15 protein-coding genes are annotated in these 18,165 nt (G+C 67.9%); 9 read left to right on the top strand and 6 right to left on the bottom strand.

Annotated features, from left to right (window positions below):
* The first annotated feature begins 373 nt into the window (after window positions 1-373).
* On the top strand, window positions 374-802 hold the full coding sequence (locus tag D7316_RS02475; RefSeq protein WP_124706891.1) for an HIT family protein: 429 nt from the start codon (window positions 374-376) through the stop codon (window positions 800-802).
* Window positions 799-1,599 carry an SIR2 family NAD-dependent protein deacylase gene (locus D7316_RS02470; RefSeq protein ID WP_124706890.1) on the top strand — a complete coding sequence of 267 codons (801 nt, stop codon included), beginning with the start codon at window positions 799-801 and terminating at the stop codon, window positions 1,597-1,599. The genes D7316_RS02475 and D7316_RS02470 overlap by 4 nt, the downstream gene beginning before the upstream one ends.
* Here D7316_RS02470 and D7316_RS02465 read toward each other — a convergent pair.
* The 3 genes from D7316_RS02465 to D7316_RS02455 form a co-directional block, all read right to left on the bottom strand.
* Window positions 1,583-5,752 (bottom strand): AAA domain-containing protein, encoded by a 4,170-nt coding sequence (locus D7316_RS02465; protein WP_124706889.1) that lies wholly within the window; start codon window positions 5,750-5,752, stop codon window positions 1,583-1,585. The two genes, D7316_RS02470 and D7316_RS02465, sit on opposite strands and share 17 nt — an antisense overlap.
* 107 nt (window positions 5,753-5,859) lie before the next feature.
* Complete coding sequence (locus D7316_RS02460; RefSeq protein WP_124706888.1) at window positions 5,860-6,192, bottom strand: rhodanese-like domain-containing protein; 333 nt, start codon at window positions 6,190-6,192, stop codon at window positions 5,860-5,862.
* A gap of 202 nt (window positions 6,193-6,394) precedes the next feature.
* Entirely contained in the window at window positions 6,395-8,170 is a 1,776-nt protein-coding gene (locus D7316_RS02455; protein ID WP_124706887.1) for a DEAD/DEAH box helicase, read from the bottom strand.
* Between the two features lie 246 nt (window positions 8,171-8,416).
* Between D7316_RS02455 and D7316_RS02450 the strand changes: the two genes are divergently transcribed.
* From D7316_RS02450 to D7316_RS02440, 3 genes are all read left to right on the top strand, one after another.
* Window positions 8,417-10,201, top strand: a complete 1,785-nt coding sequence (locus tag D7316_RS02450; RefSeq protein WP_124706886.1) for an AMP-dependent synthetase/ligase — start codon at window positions 8,417-8,419, stop codon at window positions 10,199-10,201.
* 104 nt (window positions 10,202-10,305) lie between these two features.
* On the top strand, window positions 10,306-11,472 hold the full coding sequence (opgC, locus tag D7316_RS02445; protein ID WP_124706885.1) for an OpgC domain-containing protein: 1,167 nt from the start codon (window positions 10,306-10,308) through the stop codon (window positions 11,470-11,472).
* Window positions 11,469-12,749, top strand: coding sequence for a trans-sulfuration enzyme family protein (locus tag D7316_RS02440; RefSeq protein WP_408609962.1), 1,281 nt, complete (start codon window positions 11,469-11,471; stop codon window positions 12,747-12,749). Before opgC ends, D7316_RS02440 begins: the two co-directional genes overlap by 4 nt.
* 1 nt (window position 12,750) lies before the next feature.
* Here the strand turns inward: D7316_RS02440 and D7316_RS02435 are convergent, their stop codons facing one another.
* Together D7316_RS02435 and D7316_RS02430 are read right to left on the bottom strand one after the other, a co-directional pair.
* Window positions 12,751-14,256: a DUF7782 domain-containing protein gene (locus D7316_RS02435; protein WP_124706884.1), complete on the bottom strand. Its 1,506-nt coding sequence runs from the start codon at window positions 14,254-14,256 to the stop codon at window positions 12,751-12,753.
* The gene (locus D7316_RS02430; protein ID WP_124706883.1) at window positions 14,253-14,456 is read right to left on the bottom strand and encodes a hypothetical protein; all 204 of its coding nucleotides are present in this window, start codon (window positions 14,454-14,456) and stop codon (window positions 14,253-14,255) included. Before D7316_RS02430 ends, D7316_RS02435 begins: the two co-directional genes overlap by 4 nt.
* Window positions 14,457-14,585: 129 nt before the next feature.
* On the opposite strand from D7316_RS02430, the gene D7316_RS02425 reads away from it, so the two are divergent.
* From D7316_RS02425 to D7316_RS02415, 3 genes are read left to right on the top strand one after another with little or no spacing between them, the layout of a single operon-like run.
* Complete coding sequence (locus D7316_RS02425) at window positions 14,586-15,125, top strand: MarR family winged helix-turn-helix transcriptional regulator (protein ID WP_124706882.1); 540 nt, start codon at window positions 14,586-14,588, stop codon at window positions 15,123-15,125.
* Window positions 15,122-15,544, top strand: coding sequence for an organic hydroperoxide resistance protein (locus D7316_RS02420; protein WP_124706881.1), 423 nt, complete (start codon window positions 15,122-15,124; stop codon window positions 15,542-15,544). Before D7316_RS02425 ends, D7316_RS02420 begins: the two co-directional genes overlap by 4 nt.
* Window positions 15,537-15,911, top strand: a complete 375-nt coding sequence (locus D7316_RS02415; RefSeq protein WP_124706880.1) for a DoxX family protein — start codon at window positions 15,537-15,539, stop codon at window positions 15,909-15,911. Before D7316_RS02420 ends, D7316_RS02415 begins: the two co-directional genes overlap by 8 nt.
* Window positions 15,912-15,957: 46 nt before the next feature.
* On the opposite strand, the gene D7316_RS02410 is transcribed toward D7316_RS02415, so the two are convergent.
* Window positions 15,958-17,010: a LacI family DNA-binding transcriptional regulator gene (locus D7316_RS02410; protein WP_124706879.1), complete on the bottom strand. Its 1,053-nt coding sequence runs from the start codon at window positions 17,008-17,010 to the stop codon at window positions 15,958-15,960.
* Between the two features lie 117 nt (window positions 17,011-17,127).
* Between D7316_RS02410 and D7316_RS02405 the strand changes: the two genes are divergently transcribed.
* On the top strand, window positions 17,128-18,156 hold the full coding sequence (locus tag D7316_RS02405; protein WP_124706878.1) for a Gfo/Idh/MocA family protein: 1,029 nt from the start codon (window positions 17,128-17,130) through the stop codon (window positions 18,154-18,156).
* Window positions 18,157-18,165 lie beyond the last annotated feature (9 nt).

Raw genomic sequence — 18,165 nt, 5'->3', positions numbered from 1 at the left:
CATTGGCGCACTGGAGGAACACGCCTGCCGCGCAATACTTCTCGCAGCTGCCGGCACTCATCCATGAGTAACCGTCGGCGTGAACGTGCACCAATGATGACATACGAAAATGAGGGTTTCCTCATGTTCTGTTGTGACTTGCGGGTATACCCGTGGGTAACCCCGCGGGTAACACAGGTGTTCACCTAACGCGTTGTGGCAGCCCTGCCCATCCCTGCTGATGACAGCCGGTGTCCGAGCGCTCGATCGGCCTCTCGGCGACCCCGATCGGGCCGTTATGCAATCGTTATGTGACATGTTCCACTCCAGGTGGGGTGGGGTCGTCGAGCCCTCGATCACGCCGCACGCGAACCGAAAAGTAGGCTGTGGCGTCATGGCTTCATGCGTGTTCTGCGACATCGTCGAGGGGACGGCGACGTCCCGGACGATCTATCGCGACGACGACGTGATCGGGTTCCTCGACATCCGGCCGGTCACCCGCGGCCACACCCTTCTGGTGCCCCGCCGGCACTCCTCCGGGCTCGCCGACCTCCAACCGGAGATCGGCGGCCGGTTGTTCGCCGCGGGACAGCGTCTGGCGGCCGCGATGAAGGTCAGCGCGCTGTCCGCGGATGGCGTGAATCTCGTGGTCAACGACGGTCGCGCGGCATTCCAGACCGTGTTCCACACCCATCTGCACGTGGTACCGCGCCACGACGGCGACAAGCTCAGCTTTGCCAAGGGCCTGGTCGTCCGGCGCGATCCCGATCCGGACGAGACCGCCCGGATCCTGCGCGCGGCGCTCGAACCCGACCACCGATGACCGACCGCGACCCCTCGCCGTCCGACGCACCGACCGTCGAGCTTCCCGCGGCCGCCGTCGAGGCCGTCCGCAGGGCCGACTGGGTGACGGTGTTCACCGGTGCCGGCATGTCCGCCGAGAGCGGCATCGCCACCTTCCGCGATGCCGAGGTGGGACTCTGGGAACGATTCGATCCCGCCGAACTCGCCACCCCGGAGGCGTGGGCGGACGACCCGGCGCTCGTGTGGGGCTGGTACCAATGGCGCGCCCGACTGGTCCGTGACGCCTCCCCCAACCCCGGACATCTGGCACTCGCGGAACTCGGCCGTGGCCGGACCGTCATGGTGGTCACCCAGAACGTCGACGATCTCCACGAGCGGGCGGGCAGTGAGGTGATCAGCCATCTGCACGGCAGCCTGTACAGCCCGCGCTGCAGCAACTGCGGTCGCCCCTACGATGGGACCGACGCCGAGCCGGATCGCGCCGTACACGAACTCCGGGTCGAACCGCCCACCTGTCCGGTCTGCCTGTCCGCGGTCCGGCCGGGAGTCGTCTGGTTCGGCGAGGCGCTACCCGCCGACGCCTGGTCGAAGGCCGAGAAGGCTTTCGCGGCAAGTGATGTCGTGATCGTCGTCGGGACCAGTGGGATCGTCTATCCGGCGGCCGCCCTACCGGAGCGTGCGATGTCGGCCGGCGTTCCGGTGATCGAGTTCAATCCGGAACCGTCGGCGCTGAGCAGCCAGGTCACCCACAGTATCCGGGCCTCGGCCGCGGTCGGTCTGCCGGCATTGGTCGAGGCGGTCACTCCCCCGCAGTGAGATCGATCGGCGCCCAGCGCGCCGCGGTGACCGACTCGCCGTGCGACGTGGGGGTCACCGATCCCGGCTTCACGCCTCGTCGATCGAGCGCCTCCCAGAGTCCGACGAGTGCGCGCTCCGGGTCGAGTTCGAACTCCGATTCCCGCACCCGCCAGAATTCCCAACCGCACCTGCGTAGTTCACGCTCTCGCTCCATGTCGGAGCGCGCCTGCTCACCGGTGGTGCGAAACGAGTCGCCGTCGCACTCCACGGCCATCCGCGCATCCGACCCGGTGACGACGAGATCGATGACCCGGTTGTTCACGGTGACCGACGGCACCACGTGGTATCCGCGACCGGCCAGCCGGTTGAACACCTGCTGCTCGAACAGGCTCGAAAATGGTTGTCGGCGTTGGTCGTCGGACACATCGGTGGGCATCGGGGCGATCGTCGGTCCCTGGTTAGCCCGGACGTATCCGAGTATCGAGGACCGCAGATCGTTCGGTTTGAGCTGCTCGAGGTCGATCGAGTGGAACAACCACATCTGGTCCATCGCCCGCGAGGCGGCGACGTTGATCCGCCGCTGCGACTCGGCCCGGGTGAGCGGCGCGATCGCGGACGGGTCGGACACCACCATGGACAGCAGGATCACGTGGCGTTCGTCGCCCTGGAAGTCCGGTGGTGTGCCGACCCGGATACGACGCGTCCGCCAGTCCTCGTCGCTCACCGCCTCGCGCAGCCGACGGGTGATCTCGTCGACCTGCTTGGTGCCCTGGAGGGCGATGACCCCGAAATCGAGACCGACGTACGCGGGGTCGCGCAGACAGGTGGTGAGCGTCTCGACGATCGCCGCCGCCTCGGCCGTGTTGATCAGCGACGCGCCCTGACCGGTCGCTGTGCCGTCCACGGCCACCGAGTGAAGTGGTGGCAGCCGGTCGGCACCGAACTGGCGAACCGGGAGCAGGGGTGCGCCGGAATAGAACTGACGCGACGAGAACTCGATGATCTCCGGCATCGACCGGAAGTGCTCCCGGAGTCGGATGAGATGCCCGAATCGGCTGCGCAGCAACGAGAACAGACTCGAACGCGGAGTCAGACTGTCGCGCAGGTAGTGCGGGAGATCCGGCAGGTGCGAGTCGAGTTTGGCGAAGGCGTCGTCGAGTGTGGTGCCGGACAGGCCGCTGGGTGCGCACTGCCGGTCGTCGCCGACGACGATCACGCGGGGCGCGAGCCACAGCAGGAACGAACTGGTGATGTCGGCCTGACTCGCCTCGTCGACGATGACCACGTCGAAGGCGTCGCGTCGTGGGTCCACGGTCTCGGCGACCTGGCTGATCGACATGATCCAGGCCGGCACCGCGCCCTGCGCCTGCTCCATCGCGGCGCGCGCCGCTGCACGGAAACGGTTGGCGTGCTTACCCGAACCCTTACCCAGGTTGATCATGTGATCGCGATAGGACTGCAAGGCCTGGACCTCGGCGACGGTCATCCGGTCCAGACAGGCACGCCACGCGTAGGCCGCGGTCAGACGCGCGGTGAACTGCTCGATGTCCGCCTCGTGCTCATCCAGTTCGGCTTGGAGACGACTCTCCAGCGTCGGGTCGCTTCGTTCTTCCGCCCAGGTGTACGCGCGTCGCCACGACCACGCCGCGGCGACGTCGCGCAACCGCCCCGGCCATGCCGGATCGTCGACGGTGTCGCGTAGCAGCGCGAAGAACTCCGGCGCCTTGCTGCGCAGCCGGAGGGTGAGCAGGTCGAGTGCGGTCTGTGCGGCGAGATCGTCGCGCGCGGTGTTCCATTCGCGACGTGCCGCCCGGATGGCCTCCGGGTCGGCGTTGGCCAGCGCGGACACCAGCGCATCCCCTTCCGGCGAGGGGCCCTGCTCGACTTCCGCGGACAAGCGGTAGGCGCAACCGGCGAGGTCGTGTTCGGCGAGCACGGCGTCGTTGGTCGCGGCGATGGCCCCGGCTGCCAACGCGACCTCGGCCACCTGGGCGACGCTGCGCGGACGGGGCCCGCCCGGACTGATGGCCTCCAGTTCCCGGACGAGTTGGTCGCGCCCGGACAACAGGTCCGAGATCCACGCCAACTGGTTGTCCAACCGCACGAGGGTGTTCAACTGGGCCGACCGAGATCCCGAGTTGTCCACCGGGACATGAAGATCGGCGAGCACCTTCTGCACCTGCCCGACGGCGTCGTGCACGGCGAGATGGTGGGCGACCAGTCGCAGCGACGCCTCGTCTGCGGGTGTCCGCCCGTCCACGGTGGCGACCACGCCGGACTCGTCGACGGCACGTTGTTCCGGTGATCGCAGCAACCGGCCCCGCCACCGCCCGCCGCCGGCCAGGTGGTCCGCGGCGGCGGCGAAGATCGTGCTGTCGCCGGGGCGCGCACCATCGACACTCACCAGGTGGCCACCTATCGCGCGGTCGCGTTCGGCCGCCTCGGCGATCAGCGGCGACAATCCGATCACGCGTGACCACAGATGTGCGGCCTGCCCGTCGAGCAGTCGGTCTGCCATGTCGACCACGGTGGGCGGAAAACCCGCCACCTCGCCCGAGGCAACGGCCAGGCGATCGCAGACATCCTTGATCCGGACCAGTCGCGGGCTGTCGACATCCGACAGGATCGACAGCAATGATCCGCTGCCCACCATGGGTTCACTCGGCCGCTGCGCGATCCGTGCGCAGATGTGTTCGAGCTCGGCCGGATCCGGGAGGACGTCGGCGAGATCGGGCAACCGCTGCCCCAACCGGGACGCCGTGCCCGCGGTGCCGGTCAGCAGTTCTAGGAGCCTCTCGAACTCGGCCACGTCGAGTGGGGGCGCAATGCCCTCGAGTGGCCCCGGCAACCAGCCGAACCGCCGCTCGTCCGCGGTGCAGTGACGGACGACCTCCGCGGCGGTACCGCGATAGTCACCGGCCACCCATTCGTGGATCTCGGTCTCCGACTCCCGCGCCGTCCAGAGTTCGCGCAGCGCCCGTTCACGTTTGCGGACCGCCTGATCGCGTTTGTCCAGCAGGTCGGTGATCTCCGCCGCGACGACCCGGGGTTGATGTCCGGCCTTGCGTTCGGCGATCGCCGCCACGCCGGAGACCATCGCGTCGAAATCGTCGCGATCGACGTCGGCGATGGACACTGCGAGGTCCCGCACCTCGACGGGCAGCATGTCGCGGATGACCGTGAGCGCGTGGGCCTTCTCGCTGGTCACCAATACCCGCTGGCCCTTGGCCAACAGGGCGGCCGTCAGGTTGGCGATGGTGTGCGTCTTTCCCGTACCCGGCGGACCCTCGACGACGACGCCGCTGTCCACACCCAGCTGCGCGAGCACATCGCGCTGTTCGACGTTGGCCGGCAACGGGTAGAGCGCGTCGCGCACCAGTTCGTCGGCGGGCAGCGCCCCCGACCGCTCCAACGCGGCGAGCCGTTCGGCTGCCTCGATCGGCGCGACGAGCTGTGCGAGGCCGATCGGGACGTCACCGTCTGCCGACTCACGCAGCGCGGCCAGGATGGCGTCGTAGAACGCGAGCGAAGCCGTGACGCCACGTTGCCGGAGCACCAGTGCGGGACGCATGTCGACCTCGAGGGCGACGATGTCCGTGTCGACGGTGATCTGTTCGTACCAGGTGTCGATGAGCTCGCCCAACGCGCCGCCGACCGGGCCGGCGAGTTCGGTGATCCGGCTCCGTGTGGTGACCGCTCCCGAGAGATCGATGCCGTCGAGCGGGGCGAGCAGGTGGGTGTCGTGCATCATCGGCGCCGTACCGGCACCGAGGGTGATGCGGATGGCTCCGGTCTCGTCGTCGCGCTCGGCGATCACCTGGTGGGTGACCAGGTGCTCCCGGATGAGGGTGTCACCCTCGCCGTCGGCGTCGCGGACGGTGACGAGGGCGTTGGCCAGGACCAGTTCCAAGGTCTCGGGGCTGTCGCGCAGATCGTCGATGAGGCGGGACACCGCCTCGTGTCCACCGGCGGTGGCGTCGAGTTGAACCACGACCTGACCGGCGCCGGCCGCTGACCGGATGGGTACCGGGGTCGACTTGCCGACCCACACGACACCCGGATGCCGGTCGACGTCGTTGACGACCTCGGAGCGCGACCGCACCAGTTCACGAAGAAAGCCCAGCAGCCGGACCACCTGGTCTGACTGTTGCGCGTCGCTCCCGTCGCCCATGCCTTGTCGATCCCTCCTCCGTACGCCCGGTCCGGCGTCGTCGGCTGGATTCATTGGCGTGGATTACGTGAAGACGCTACCAATCGGAACCGGCGTGCGGGACTCCGCTATGCCCGGTATGCGGTACGCAACGCGCCGTAGCCACCGTCGACATAGTGGACGTTGGTGTACCCCAGATCCGCGATCTCCTCGGCGATGGCGGGCGCCTGGGACCGCACCGACACCACGGCGATCTCGGTGTCGGGGTCACGCACCACGGGGAACGTGCCGGACGGGGTGGGCGTGAAGCGCTTGCGGACGTCGGTCGGATCGACGACGACTGCCCCGGGGAGACTGCCCTGATGCCGGACCACCTGCGGTCGCGCGTCGACGATCACCGCGTGATCGTGCTCGTGATGCGACTTCGCGTCGCGTGCTGTTATCGAATTCACCACTGACACTGGTGACTCACCATTCCTGTTGTGCGTCGTTGCTCGAATCGTCTCTGACACACGGACTCAACCGTGTCGGCCAGAGTGGGGACCGCGGCCCGCGGTCTGCGGAACATGTCGTTCCCCCACCACAAAAGGTTACGGAATTATCTCAGTCCGGCAAGTTTCGAACGACGAAATCCGAAACCCTCAGGGAACTGCCAGGGATCGGTCAGCCGCGGCCGCGGCCTGCGACGCGTGGATTGCCACGTTTGCCCCAGCTGTCGGTGCGCTGTTTGCCCTGTCCGTCCCGGCCGTGTCCGCTGCCGCGCTTGGCTCCGCCGCGGGTGCGCGGGGCGCCCATGTCGCGCCGGATGTCGATCGGGGTCTTGCCGATCCTGGTGTGCCGCAGGGACGCCAGCGTCTCGTTGTCCAGGTTCTCGGGCAGCTCGACGAGGGAGAAATCGTCGCGGATGCTGATGTTGCCGAAGTCCCCACGTGTGAGACCGCCCTCGTTGGCGATCGCACCCACGATCGCACCGGGCGAGACCTTGTGCTTGCGTCCCACCGCGATTCGATATGTCGCGAACTGCCCGCCGGATCCACCGGATCGACGTGGCGCCCGCTCCCGCCGCTCCGACCGCTCGCCCTCCGGCGGGTCGGGAGCCATCAGGAATCCGCCGTCACGGGTCTCGAGCGCCAGCGCTGCGGCCACATCGGCCATCGTGACGTCGTTGTCGCGGACGTAGTTCTCCACGAGCTGCCGGAACATGTCGAGGTGATCGGACCCGAGATTGCCGGTGATCGAATCCGCGAACTTCGCGACACGCTGCGCGTTCACGTCCTCGACGCTGGGCAGACCGATCTCGGTGAGCGTCGATCGCGTGGCACGCTCGATGGCCCGCAGCAGATGCCGTTCCCGCGGTGAGACGAACAGCAGCGCGTTACCCGACCGCCCGGCACGTCCGGTGCGTCCGATGCGGTGGACGTAGGACTCCGTGTCGTGCGGGATGTCGTAGTTGACCACGTGCGAGATGCGGTCGACGTCGAGGCCGCGGGCCGCGACGTCGGTGGCCACGAGGATGTCGATCTGCCCGTTCTTGAGCTGGTTGATCGTCCGCTCACGCTGGGCCTGCACCATGTCGCCGTTGATCGCGACCGCCGAGAAGCCGCGCGACCGCAGCTTCTCCGCGAGTTCCTCGGTCCCCGACTTGGTCCGGACGAACACGATCATCGCGTCGAACGTCTCCACCTCGAGGAAGCGGGTGAGCGCATCGAGTTTGCGCTGGTGGGACACCTGCAGGTAGCGCTGGGTGATGTTCTGGGCGGTCGCGGTCTTGGACTTGACCGTGATCTCCTGCGGATCATGCAGATACCGCTGGGCGAGCCGTCGGATCGCGCTGGGCATGGTGGCCGAGAACAGGGCGACCTGCTTGCTGTCCGGGGTCTCGGCGAGAATCCGCTCGACGTCTTCGGCAAAACCCATGGTGAGCATCTCGTCGGCCTCGTCGAGCACCAGGTACTCGAGTTGCGAGATGTCGAGGGTGCCCTTGTCGAGGTGATCGATGACGCGGCCCGGGGTGCCGACGATGACCTGGGCACCCCGCTTGAGGCCGGCGAGCTGGACGCCGTAGCTCTGGCCACCGTAGATCGGGAGCACCCGCACCTCGGGCATGTGCGAGGAATACCGACCGAACGCCTCGGCCACCTGCAGCGCGAGCTCACGCGTCGGCGCCAGCACCAGCGCCAGCGGGCGCCGGGCCGAGGAGTCGATGCGGGACAGGATCGGGATCGCGAAGGCGGCGGTCTTGCCGGTACCGGTCTGCGCCAGCCCCACGACGTCACGCCCGGCCATGAGCGGCGGGATCGTCGCGGCCTGGATCGGCGAGGGGGTCTCGTATCCGACGTCGACGATGGCCTGCCGGACCCGTGAATCGATCTCGAGGTCGTCGAAGGAGGCCATCTGACCCTCGTCGGCGCTGCCCTGCTCGTCGCCCGCGGCACTCATGTGCGATCAATCCCGTTCATCAGGCCAACTCTAATCGGCCGGGGCGCGATGCGGACAATCGTCGACGGGACTCACCGCCGACATCATCACGGGTTCACCGGGACGGCACCCACGCAGCGACCATTCTGTGATGGCCGACACGGATACTGGTACTGTCAGTGCCACTTAACCGGCATGTGACGGAGCCCACGCGGGCCCGCCCATGCCCGTTATGACCGAATTTCGTTGCGCGCAGGGGAGCCCGCCATGGAGCAGTATTCCACTCCGTCGAACCTGTCCATTGAGGACAAGGCGACAACCGTAGACAGCATTCTCCGCTACCGGGCCGAGCGGCCGACGATGCCGCTGTTCCGCAAGCGGTCCGGCAATCAATGGATCAACGTCACCGCCAAGCAGTTCACCGACGAGGTGGATGCGGTCGCCAAGGGCCTGATCGCCTCGGGCATCAAGCCGGGTGAGCGGGTCGCGATCCTGTCGTCGACCCGATATGAGTGGACGATCCTCGACTACGCGATCTGGCGTGCCGGGGCCACCACCGTGGCGATCTACGAGACGTCGGCGCCGGATCAGGTCAAGTGGATCCTCGAGGATTCCGGGACCGCGATGCTGTTCGTGGAACAGCATGCCCACTACACCAAGCACATCGGCGTGATCGAGGAGGCCGGCGACCTCCGCGAGACGCTGATCATCGACGACCACGCGCTGGCCACCGTCACCAAGCGGGGCGCCAAGGTGGGAGACGAGGAGCTCGACGACCGGCACGCCAACGCCCTGTCCTCGGATGCCGCGACCCTGATCTACACCTCGGGCACCACCGGCCGGCCGAAGGGCGTCGTGCTCACCCACGCGAACTTCCTCGCCGAGTGTGCGGCCACCCGCGATGCGGTCGGCGCAGGCATGGTCGAGGGCAAGTCGACGTTGCTGTTCCTGCCTTTGGCACACGTGTTCGCCCGTGTCGTCGCCGTCGGGTGCGTCGAGAACGGCGTGATCCTCGGCCACACCAGCGACATCCCCAACCTCATCGAGGACCTCGGCAAGTTCAACCCCAACTACGTGTTGTCGGTGCCGCGGGTCTTCGAGAAGGTCTACAACTCGGCCAAGCAGAAGGCCCACGACGGCGGCAAAGGCGCGATCTTCGACCGTGCCGCGGACACCGCGATCGAGTACAGCAAGGCGCTCGAGAGCGGCGGCGCAGGCCTCGGCCTCAAACTCAAGCACGCACTGTTCGATCGGCTGGTCTACGGCAAGCTGCGCGCCGCGCTCGGCGGTCAGTGCGAGGGCGCGATCTCCGGTGGCGCACCCCTCGGTGCCCGTCTCGGACACTTCTTCCGCGGCGTCGGGATCCCCGTCTACGAGGGCTACGGCCTCTCCGAGACCACGGCCGCGGTGACCGCGAACAATGAAGACCATCAGCGTGTCGGTTCCGTCGGCCGCCCCATCCCGGGTGTGACCGTCGGTATCGCCGACGACGGCGAGGTGCTGCTGCAGGGCCCGGTCGTGTTCAACGGCTACTGGAAGAACGCCAAGGCCACCGACGAGGCGATCGCCGACGGCTGGTTCCACACCGGTGACATCGGCCGGCTCGACGACGGGTACCTCTTCATCACCGGTCGCAAGAAGGAACTCATCGTCACCGCCGGCGGCAAGAACGTCTCCCCCGCCCAGCTCGAGGACACCATCCGGGCGCATCCGCTGGTCAGCCAGTGCCTCGTGGTCGGCGACAACAAGCCGTTCATCGCGGCGCTGATCACGCTCGACCTGGAAGCGGTACCCGGCTGGCTCGAGCGCCATCACCTTCCCGCCGACACGTCGCCGGCCGACCTCGCCGAGAACAAGGATCTGCTCGCCGAGATCGACGCCGCGGTCAAGGACGCGAACGCCAAGGTCTCCAAGGCGGAGGCGATCAAGAAGTTCGCCATCCTCGACACGGACTTCACCATCGAGTCCGGTGAGCTCACACCGACATTGAAGCTCAAGCGCAACGTCATCCACGACGCGCACAAGAAGGCGATCGCCGACCTCTACACCTGATCTCCGGTCCGAACACACACCGACGACGCCCGGTTCCGCATCACTGCGGGCCGGGCGTCGGTCGTCGGGGGCGGTCCACCGCGACGACTGTAGGGTGACATCCGATGAACCGGGATCTTGCCATCGACGCGACGCGGGGCCTCGCGATCTGGAGCATGATCTCGCTGCACTTCGCCGCAGGCACGCATATCGCCGCGCCCACCCACGCCTTCCCGTACGTCGACGGGATGTCGGCGTTCGTGCTCCTGTCGGGACTCGTGCTGGGGCTGGTCTATCGACGGTGGATCGAGCGGATCTCGCTGCGCTACGCCTACGTGCGGCTGACGAAACGGCTTGTGACCCTCTACGTATGCCAGCTGAGCATCGCACTCGTCGCCGTCGCCGCCGCACTCGCCGGTCATCGCTGGTTGACCCTCCTGCTCCCGGTGGAGGACTGGGGTCAGGGGTTGGAACTCGCGTTCGGCATGCGCTACCTACCCAGCGGCGGGAACATCCTGCTGCTCTACATGGTCCTGATGGCGTCGGCCTATGCCCTGTTCCCCATGCTGGTGCGCGGTTGGTGGATCGCCATCGTCACGGGTTCGCTTGCCCTGTACATCATCTCGATGTTGTGGTCACCGGACTGGTTCTATCTCACCGCGTACATGGCCGGTCCGCGCATCCAGAACTGGGCCGCCTGGCAGGTCATGTTCGTCCCGGCCGTCGTGGTCGGCTGGAAGTGGCGAGACTGGCATGTGCCCGATCTCATCGACCGGTGGCTGCCGGCCTTCGTCGCGGTCGCGCTCGCCGTGGCGCTGGTCCTGCACTTCGCCATCGACACCGGGCGCCTGATGCGATTCGAACCCGCCGTCGCCGACAAACTGGATTTCCGCCCGGCCCGCGCGATCGGCGCCTGGGTGGCGGTGCCGGCGATCTACGGCATCTTCCGGATGTTGTTGCGGTGGTGGCACAAGGACTGGCTGCGCCCGCTGGTGATGACCGGTACCCGCAGCCTGGATTCCTATGTGTTGCAGGCGATGGCACTGGTGCTCGTACCGATCCACATCGCCCATCGTCCGTGGAGCACGCTGACCACCACGTGTGTCGCGCTCGCGGTCTTCGGCCTCTGCTGGGCGTGGGCGGAGTTCCGGGACGCCTGCCGCATCGACAAACTGCACCGGTTGCCGGTGATCCTCGCCGCACGCATCGCCTCGTCGCCATCGGGGATTCCGTCCGAGGAGGACCCACGACCTCGGCCGTCCGACGTCCCACCCGTAGGAGCCGCCCCGTGACCGATTCCGACCCGTCTCGTACCGTCGGCGACAAGACGCTGTGCGTGCACGCCGGCAACACCCGGACCGACGAGGACTCCCGTCGCGTCGGCGGCCCGATCCGCACGCCGATCACGTTGGCGAATTCCTATCACCTGCCCGACGACCCGTCGACCGTCGACTGGTCGGCCACCGGGGCGAGCGCAGCGACGGGAAATGTGACCGGGGCGAGCGCAGCGACGGGAAATGCCACCGGGGCGAGCGCTGGACTGTTCTACAGCCGCAACACCGGCGCCAATCAGCTGGCCCTGCAGGTGAAGCTGGCCGCGCTGGACCACGGCGAGGACGCGGTCGCCCTCGCTTCCGGGGTCGCCGCCCTGCACGCGATCTTCTTCACACACGTCGCGGCCGGCGATCATGTGGTCGTCTCGGACACCACCTATGAGGCGACGTGGAAACTCTGGTCGTCGTTGCTGCCACGCAAGTACGGCATCGAGGCCACCTTCGTCGACGTGACCGACCTCGACGCCGTCCGGGCCGCCCTGCGACCCACGACCCGGCTGGTGATCACCGAGGCGGTCGCCAATCCGACGACCAAGATCGCCGACGTCGCTGCGCTGGCCGACATCGCCCACGGCTCGGGCGCGCTGCTGGTCGTCGATTCCACCTTCACTCCCCCGCCGCTCTATCGGCCGCTGGCCGACGGCGCGGATCTGGTCGCGCATTCGCTGACCAAGTACATCAACGGTCACGGTGATGCCATGGGCGGAGCCGTCATCGGACGTGCCGAGCTGATCGAACCGATCAAGGCGGAGGCGATGGTCGATGTCGGCGGCGTGATCTCACCGTTCAATGCGTGGCTGATCTCGCGCGGTTCCATCACGCTGCCGCTGCGGCTTGCGCAGCACCAGGCGAGCGCCCGGCATCTCGCCGAGTTCCTCGACACCGACGACCGAGTGGCGTTTGTCGCCTATCCGGGGTTGGCATCGCACCCGCAACATGCCCTCGCGGCACGGCAATTCGGTGGTCGCGGCTTCGGCGCGATGATGGCATTCGCACTCGACGGCACCCCGGACGACCAGAATCGCTTCGTATCGCACCTGCGGGTCATCACCTCGGCGGTGTCTCTCGGTCACGACGAGTCGCTCATCGTGCACGTCGGCACCGACGGCCCACGGGTCGCCGCCTACCCGGACGAGTTCCGCCGCTGGGGCCATCTGCGGTTCTCGGTCGGGCTGGAGGACGTGGAGGATCTCGAGGCCGACCTGCGCGCGGCACTCGACGCGACCTTCGGCTGAATCAGTTCGCCTCGAACAGGATCCCTCGCCCGATGGCCTCCCGTACGACCGGGAGCGCGGCTTCGGCGAGCGCATCGCCGTCCACGCCGTGGAATCCGGCGAGCAGGTCGATCAGCGTGCCCAGCGCCACCTGGCCACGACATCCCGCGAGCAACGACCGCGACACCTCGTCGACACCGAGCACGGCCGCCGGACCGCCCGGACGTCGGACCGCAGCCGAGACCTGCTGCCAACCGTCGTCTCCCGGTAGCGACTGCTCCTCCAGGAAGATCGGGGCGGTGGCCAGCCGGACGCCGAGCAGGTGGGCGTCCGATGTCGTCCGCAGGTAGTGACGACGGGCCAGGAATGCCTGGGCCTCGACGCCGCTGACCTCTTCCCCGGCGCCGGTGATCTCCTCGATCACTTGGTCGGGTTCGCGCCTGTCGTCGTCGTGCCGACGACGAAGTGTGATGAGTCCCATGCCGATTCCCGCGATCCCGGTTTCGGCGAACCAGTCCAGCCACTGCGCGCCCCGCGTCGCCGCGTCGTCGGCGGATTCTCCGGCGTCGGACAGCCACAGCGAGATGTAGCTGATGGGATCGGCCAGCTCGCGCTGGACCACCCACGCATCGAGATCCGTCCCGGCGAGCCATCCGCGCACCCGGTCCTGCCAATCCGCCTCCGCGGGCACGATCCAGTTCGCCAGGATCTGCGCCGTGCCACCCGGATTCAGATGGTCCGGAATCGCACGGATGAGGTCGGCGCACAGCGTGTCCCCCACCATCCCCGAGTCGCGATAGATGTAGTCTTGCCCACCTGCGCCGACGACGAACGGCGGGTTGGAGACGATGAGGTCGAACCGCTCGCCGGCCACCGGCTCGAAGAGGCTGCCCGCGCGCAGATCCCAGCTCATCCCGTTCAGATGGGCGGTGGCCCCGGCCAGCGCCAGCGCGCGGTCGTTGGTGTCGGTGGCGACGATCTCCTCGCAGTGCGCGTCGAGGTGCAGCGCCTGGATACCGCAGCCGGTCCCGATGTCGAGCGCGCGCCGGACGGGCGATCGGATCACCGCACGCGCCAACGACACCGAGGCTCCGCCGATGCCCAGCACATGGTCGTGAGCCACCGGCGCCGCACGCATCATCGCGTCCTGATCCGAGACGACGAGGTACTCGCCCACGTCGTCGGCATGCGGCCGGATGTCCAGGGCGGCACGCATCGTCGATCCGGAGGCTCGTGAGAGCACACCGTTCGCGATCAGGGCATCGGCCGATACTGACGGGAATGCCTGTTCCACATCGACTTCCGGCTCATCAGAGCCGAGCAGGAACAGCCGAACCACCGTGGCGAGCCGGGAGGGTGCGCGCCGGGTGGCAGCGAGAGCGGGCCACCAGACGCCTCGACCGAGGGCGTCGTTCGCCGGTTCCCCGAGCAAGGCCGCGACCCCGTCGGTGGTGTAGCCGGCGGCCCGCAGATCGTGCCCCAGCCCGTCGAGGACCGCTGTGTCGTGCAGCGGCTGCCCGGCGCTCACCCGACCTTCCGATACTTCTTGTGCATGGCCTGCTTCGACACCCCGAGCAACGTACCGATCTCGGCCCAGGACAGGCCGGCATGGCGGGCACGCCGCACGGCGACCTCCTCTTCGCGGGCGATGTCGCGGCGACGAGCCGCGATCCGGGCCAACTCCTCGATCGGCGTCTCGCCGTCGTCACCCTGGATTCCGGTCTTCATGCATCCAGACTGCCGACAACACGCCATTTCGTCAACCTCGGTTGACGTATCTCCCCGGTTCACCTCGGCGTACCGGTTGCATGCCCCACAACAATGTTGTGCACAACATAAATCGGCTATGGTCGATGAGTGACCTCCGTTCGACTCGACGAGCAGCTCTGCTTCGCGCTGTACACCGCCTCCCGCGCGGTCATCGCGGCGCAGCGCCCGGGTCTGGCCGAACTCGGTCTCACCTATCCGCAATACCTCGCGATGCTCGTGCTGTGGGAGGAGGACGAGATCTCGGTCAGCCGGCTGTGCCGACGACTTCAACTCGATTCCGGGACCGTGTCGCCGCTGCTACGCCGCCTCGAGGCGCAGGGCTATCTGAGCCGTCGCCGGTCATCGGACGACGAACGCTCGGTCACCGTCAGCCTCACCCCCGAGGGCGCCGCCCTCGGTGCCCGCGCAGACTGCGTCTACGACTCCCTGGTCGCGGCGATCGCCGATGCGGCCCACGAGGAGTCGGCCCAGGAGGATTCGGCCCAGGAGGATTCGGCGGACGCTCGCACCGACGTCCCGTTCGACGCCGACGCACTCATCGCACTCCGCACGACGCTGCACGATCTCACCGACGAACTGCGCCGACACCTCGGCGCAGCCGCCCCATCGAAAGGAACCGACACATGAAGACGATCTACACCGCAGAGGCCTTGGCGACCGGAGACGGTCGCAACGGACATGCGCGTACCTCCGATGGCAAGGTGGATCTCGACCTCGACATGCCGACCGAACTCGGCGGTTCCGGTGTGGGCACCAACCCCGAGCAACTGTTCGCGGCCGGGTATGCCGCCTGTTTCCACAGTGCCCTCCGGCTGGTCGCCGGTCAGGCGGGTGCCGATGTGACCGGTTCGGCCGTCGGGGCGCGGGTGTCGCTCGGGTCGACTGACGCCGGCGGATTCGGACTCGCGGTGGAACTCGAGGTGTCGCTGCCCGACGTCGACGACGCGACGGCGAAGACCCTGGTCGACAAGGCCCACGAGGTCTGCCCGTATTCGAATGCGACGCGCGGCAACATCGACGTCACCCTCACCCTCGCCGATGACTGATCCGCATCGGGTCGCCGGCCTGACGCTCGGGGCGATCCTCACCACCGCCGGCATCGGGCACATGACCTTCCAACGCAAGGAATTCCAGACCCAGGTGCCCGACTTCGTCCCTCTCGGGCCGGATGCCACGGTGATCGCCTCCGGCATCGTCGAGGTCGGCCTCGGCCTCGGCCTCATCGGACTGCCCAAGCAGCGTCGCACGTTGGGCGCGGTGGCCGCCGCGTTCTTCGTCGCGGTGTTCCCGGGCAATATCCATCAGTACCGCAACAAGATCGACGCGTTCGGCCTCGACTCGGACCGCAAGCGATTCATCCGACTGTTCGGTCAGCCCGCGCTCGTCGCGCTGGCCTGGTACTCCCGCGACTGAGGGCAGCGACTGAGGCCACTGACGGCGGCACCCCGACGACGACACGTCAGCGGGGTGCCGCCGTCGTCCGTCGGACCACCAGGCCCGGAGTATGCCGATAGACACGCTGGGGCGCGGTGAGTCGGTCCATGCGCTGGATCAGGAATTTGGCCGCCTGCGCGCCGACGGTGAAGTTGCCGTTGTCGATCGACGTCATCGAGATGTGGCGCAGGCTCGCGAGTTGGGTGTTGTCGTAGCCGATCAGCGCCAGTCCCCCGGGTACCGGGATGCCCCGGTCGTCGGCGGCCGACATCGCACCCAGACAGGTCATGTCGTTGAAGCCGAAGATGGCTGTCGGGGGCGTCGCCGAGTCGAGTAGACGCGCGGCCGCGGCATGGCCGCCGTCTTCGGTCATACCGCCGAACTCGACCGTGACCGACTCGACCGCCACCCCGGAGTCGGCGATGGTCTTCTCGAAGCCCTGCCGACGCAGGGTGCCCACCAGCCCCGGCCCCTGAATGTGCGCCAGCCGCCGATGCCCCAGCGCCAGCAGGTGTTCGGTCGCCAGCCTGGCGCCGATCAGGTCGTCGTCGACCGAGATGTCCACGGTCGGCAGATCCGGCTCGAGCGTGCCGGCGAGGACCACCGGGATCGACTGTGCGGCACGTTCGACGTCGACGCGCGCGTCGGTGGTGCCGACCACCACCAGCCCGTCCACCTGCCGGGAGAGCAGCGTCTCGACGGTGTCGCGTCCGACCTGGTGATCGAGTCGGCTGTCCACCAGGATCGGCGCGATGTCCACCGCGTCGAACGTCGTCGCGAGCCCCTCGATCAGGCTGACGTACCAGGGGTTACGGAGGTCGTTGATGACCACACCGACGGTGCCGCTCCGGGCCTCCGACAGTCCTCGCGCAATGGAATTGGGGCGATAGCCGAGTTCGTCCATGGCGGCGCGCACCCGCTCGCGACGTTCGTCGCTGACATTCGGCTCGTCGCGCAGCACCCGTGAGACCACGGATTTCGACACCCCGGCATGGGCGGCGACATCGCGGATCGTCGCGGCCCGCCGGTTCCCGATGTCCGGCACGGCGGCCTCGGGGCGCGCATCGTCAACACTCACAATCGCCCATCCTATTGCTCTGGTGATCCACACCACGTATGGTGACTGGGACCGGTCCCATGGTGTCCCACATCACTGTCCCACAGATCGTCGGTTTCCGACAGAAGGAGCGCTGACATGGTCCGCATGGCCCTGATCGGCGCCGGGTTCATCGGCTCCGTCCACGCTGCGAATCTGGCCGCCCATCCCGGTGTCGAGTTCGTCGGCATCTACGACGTCGACGGCGCACGGTCGACCGACCTCGCGTCTCGCTGCGGCACCCGTGCCCTTGATCTCGACGACGCGTTCGCCCCCGCAACCGTGGACGCGGTGTTGATCGCGTCGTCGACCGACACCCATGCCCGGCATCTGCGCCGCGCCGCTGCGGCCGGTCTCGCGACCTTGTGCGAGAAGCCGATCGACCTCGATCTCGATCAGGCGGTGGACGTCGTGGGCGAGGTCGCGGGCGCGGCCGGCTCGTCCGGACGACCCATGATGGTCGACTTCAACCGACGCTTCGATCGTGACTACGCCGAACTCCAGCGGGCGGTGCGCGCCGGTGAGATCGGTGGCGTGGAACTGGTTCAGATGACCACGCGCGGTCCGGCTCTGCCGCCGCTGGACTACGTCGCGGTGTCCGGCGGTCAGATGCGGGACCAGACAGTGCACTTCTTCGATCTCGCGCGCTGGATCACCGGCGAGGACCCCGAATCCGTGTACGCGGCGGGATCGGTCTTCGCCGACCCGCGCATGGCCGATCTCGGCGACGTCGACACGTCGGTGGTGACCCTGCGGATGCCGAGCGGCACGCTGGTCCAGATCGACAGTGTGCGCCGCATCGGCTACGGCTACGACGAGCGCATCGAGGTCCTCGGGTCCACCGGGATGATCGAGGCCGGCCGCCAACGCGTCGGATCGGTCACCCGGTACCAGGCGGGCCGACTCGTCACCGACGGCATGCATCCGGGCTGGTTCGAGCGCGTCGCCCCGACCTATCGCAGTGCCCTCGACCACTTCGTCTCCGCGGTCAGCGCCGGGACGCCCATCGGCCCGACCCTGCCCGAGGCCCTCGCGGCCCAGGCTGTCGCCGAGGCCGCCGCCCGATCGTTGGCCTCCGGCGGGTCAGAGACCATCACCTACCCGGCGCTCGCCGCCGTCACCAGCTGAAACACACGA

Origin of the sequence: Gordonia insulae (genome assembly GCF_003855095.1) — a bacterium.
GTDB classification, from domain to species: Bacteria; Actinomycetota; Actinomycetes; order Mycobacteriales; family Mycobacteriaceae; genus Gordonia; species Gordonia insulae.
This window is presented reverse-complemented; position numbering and strand designations above follow the sequence as displayed.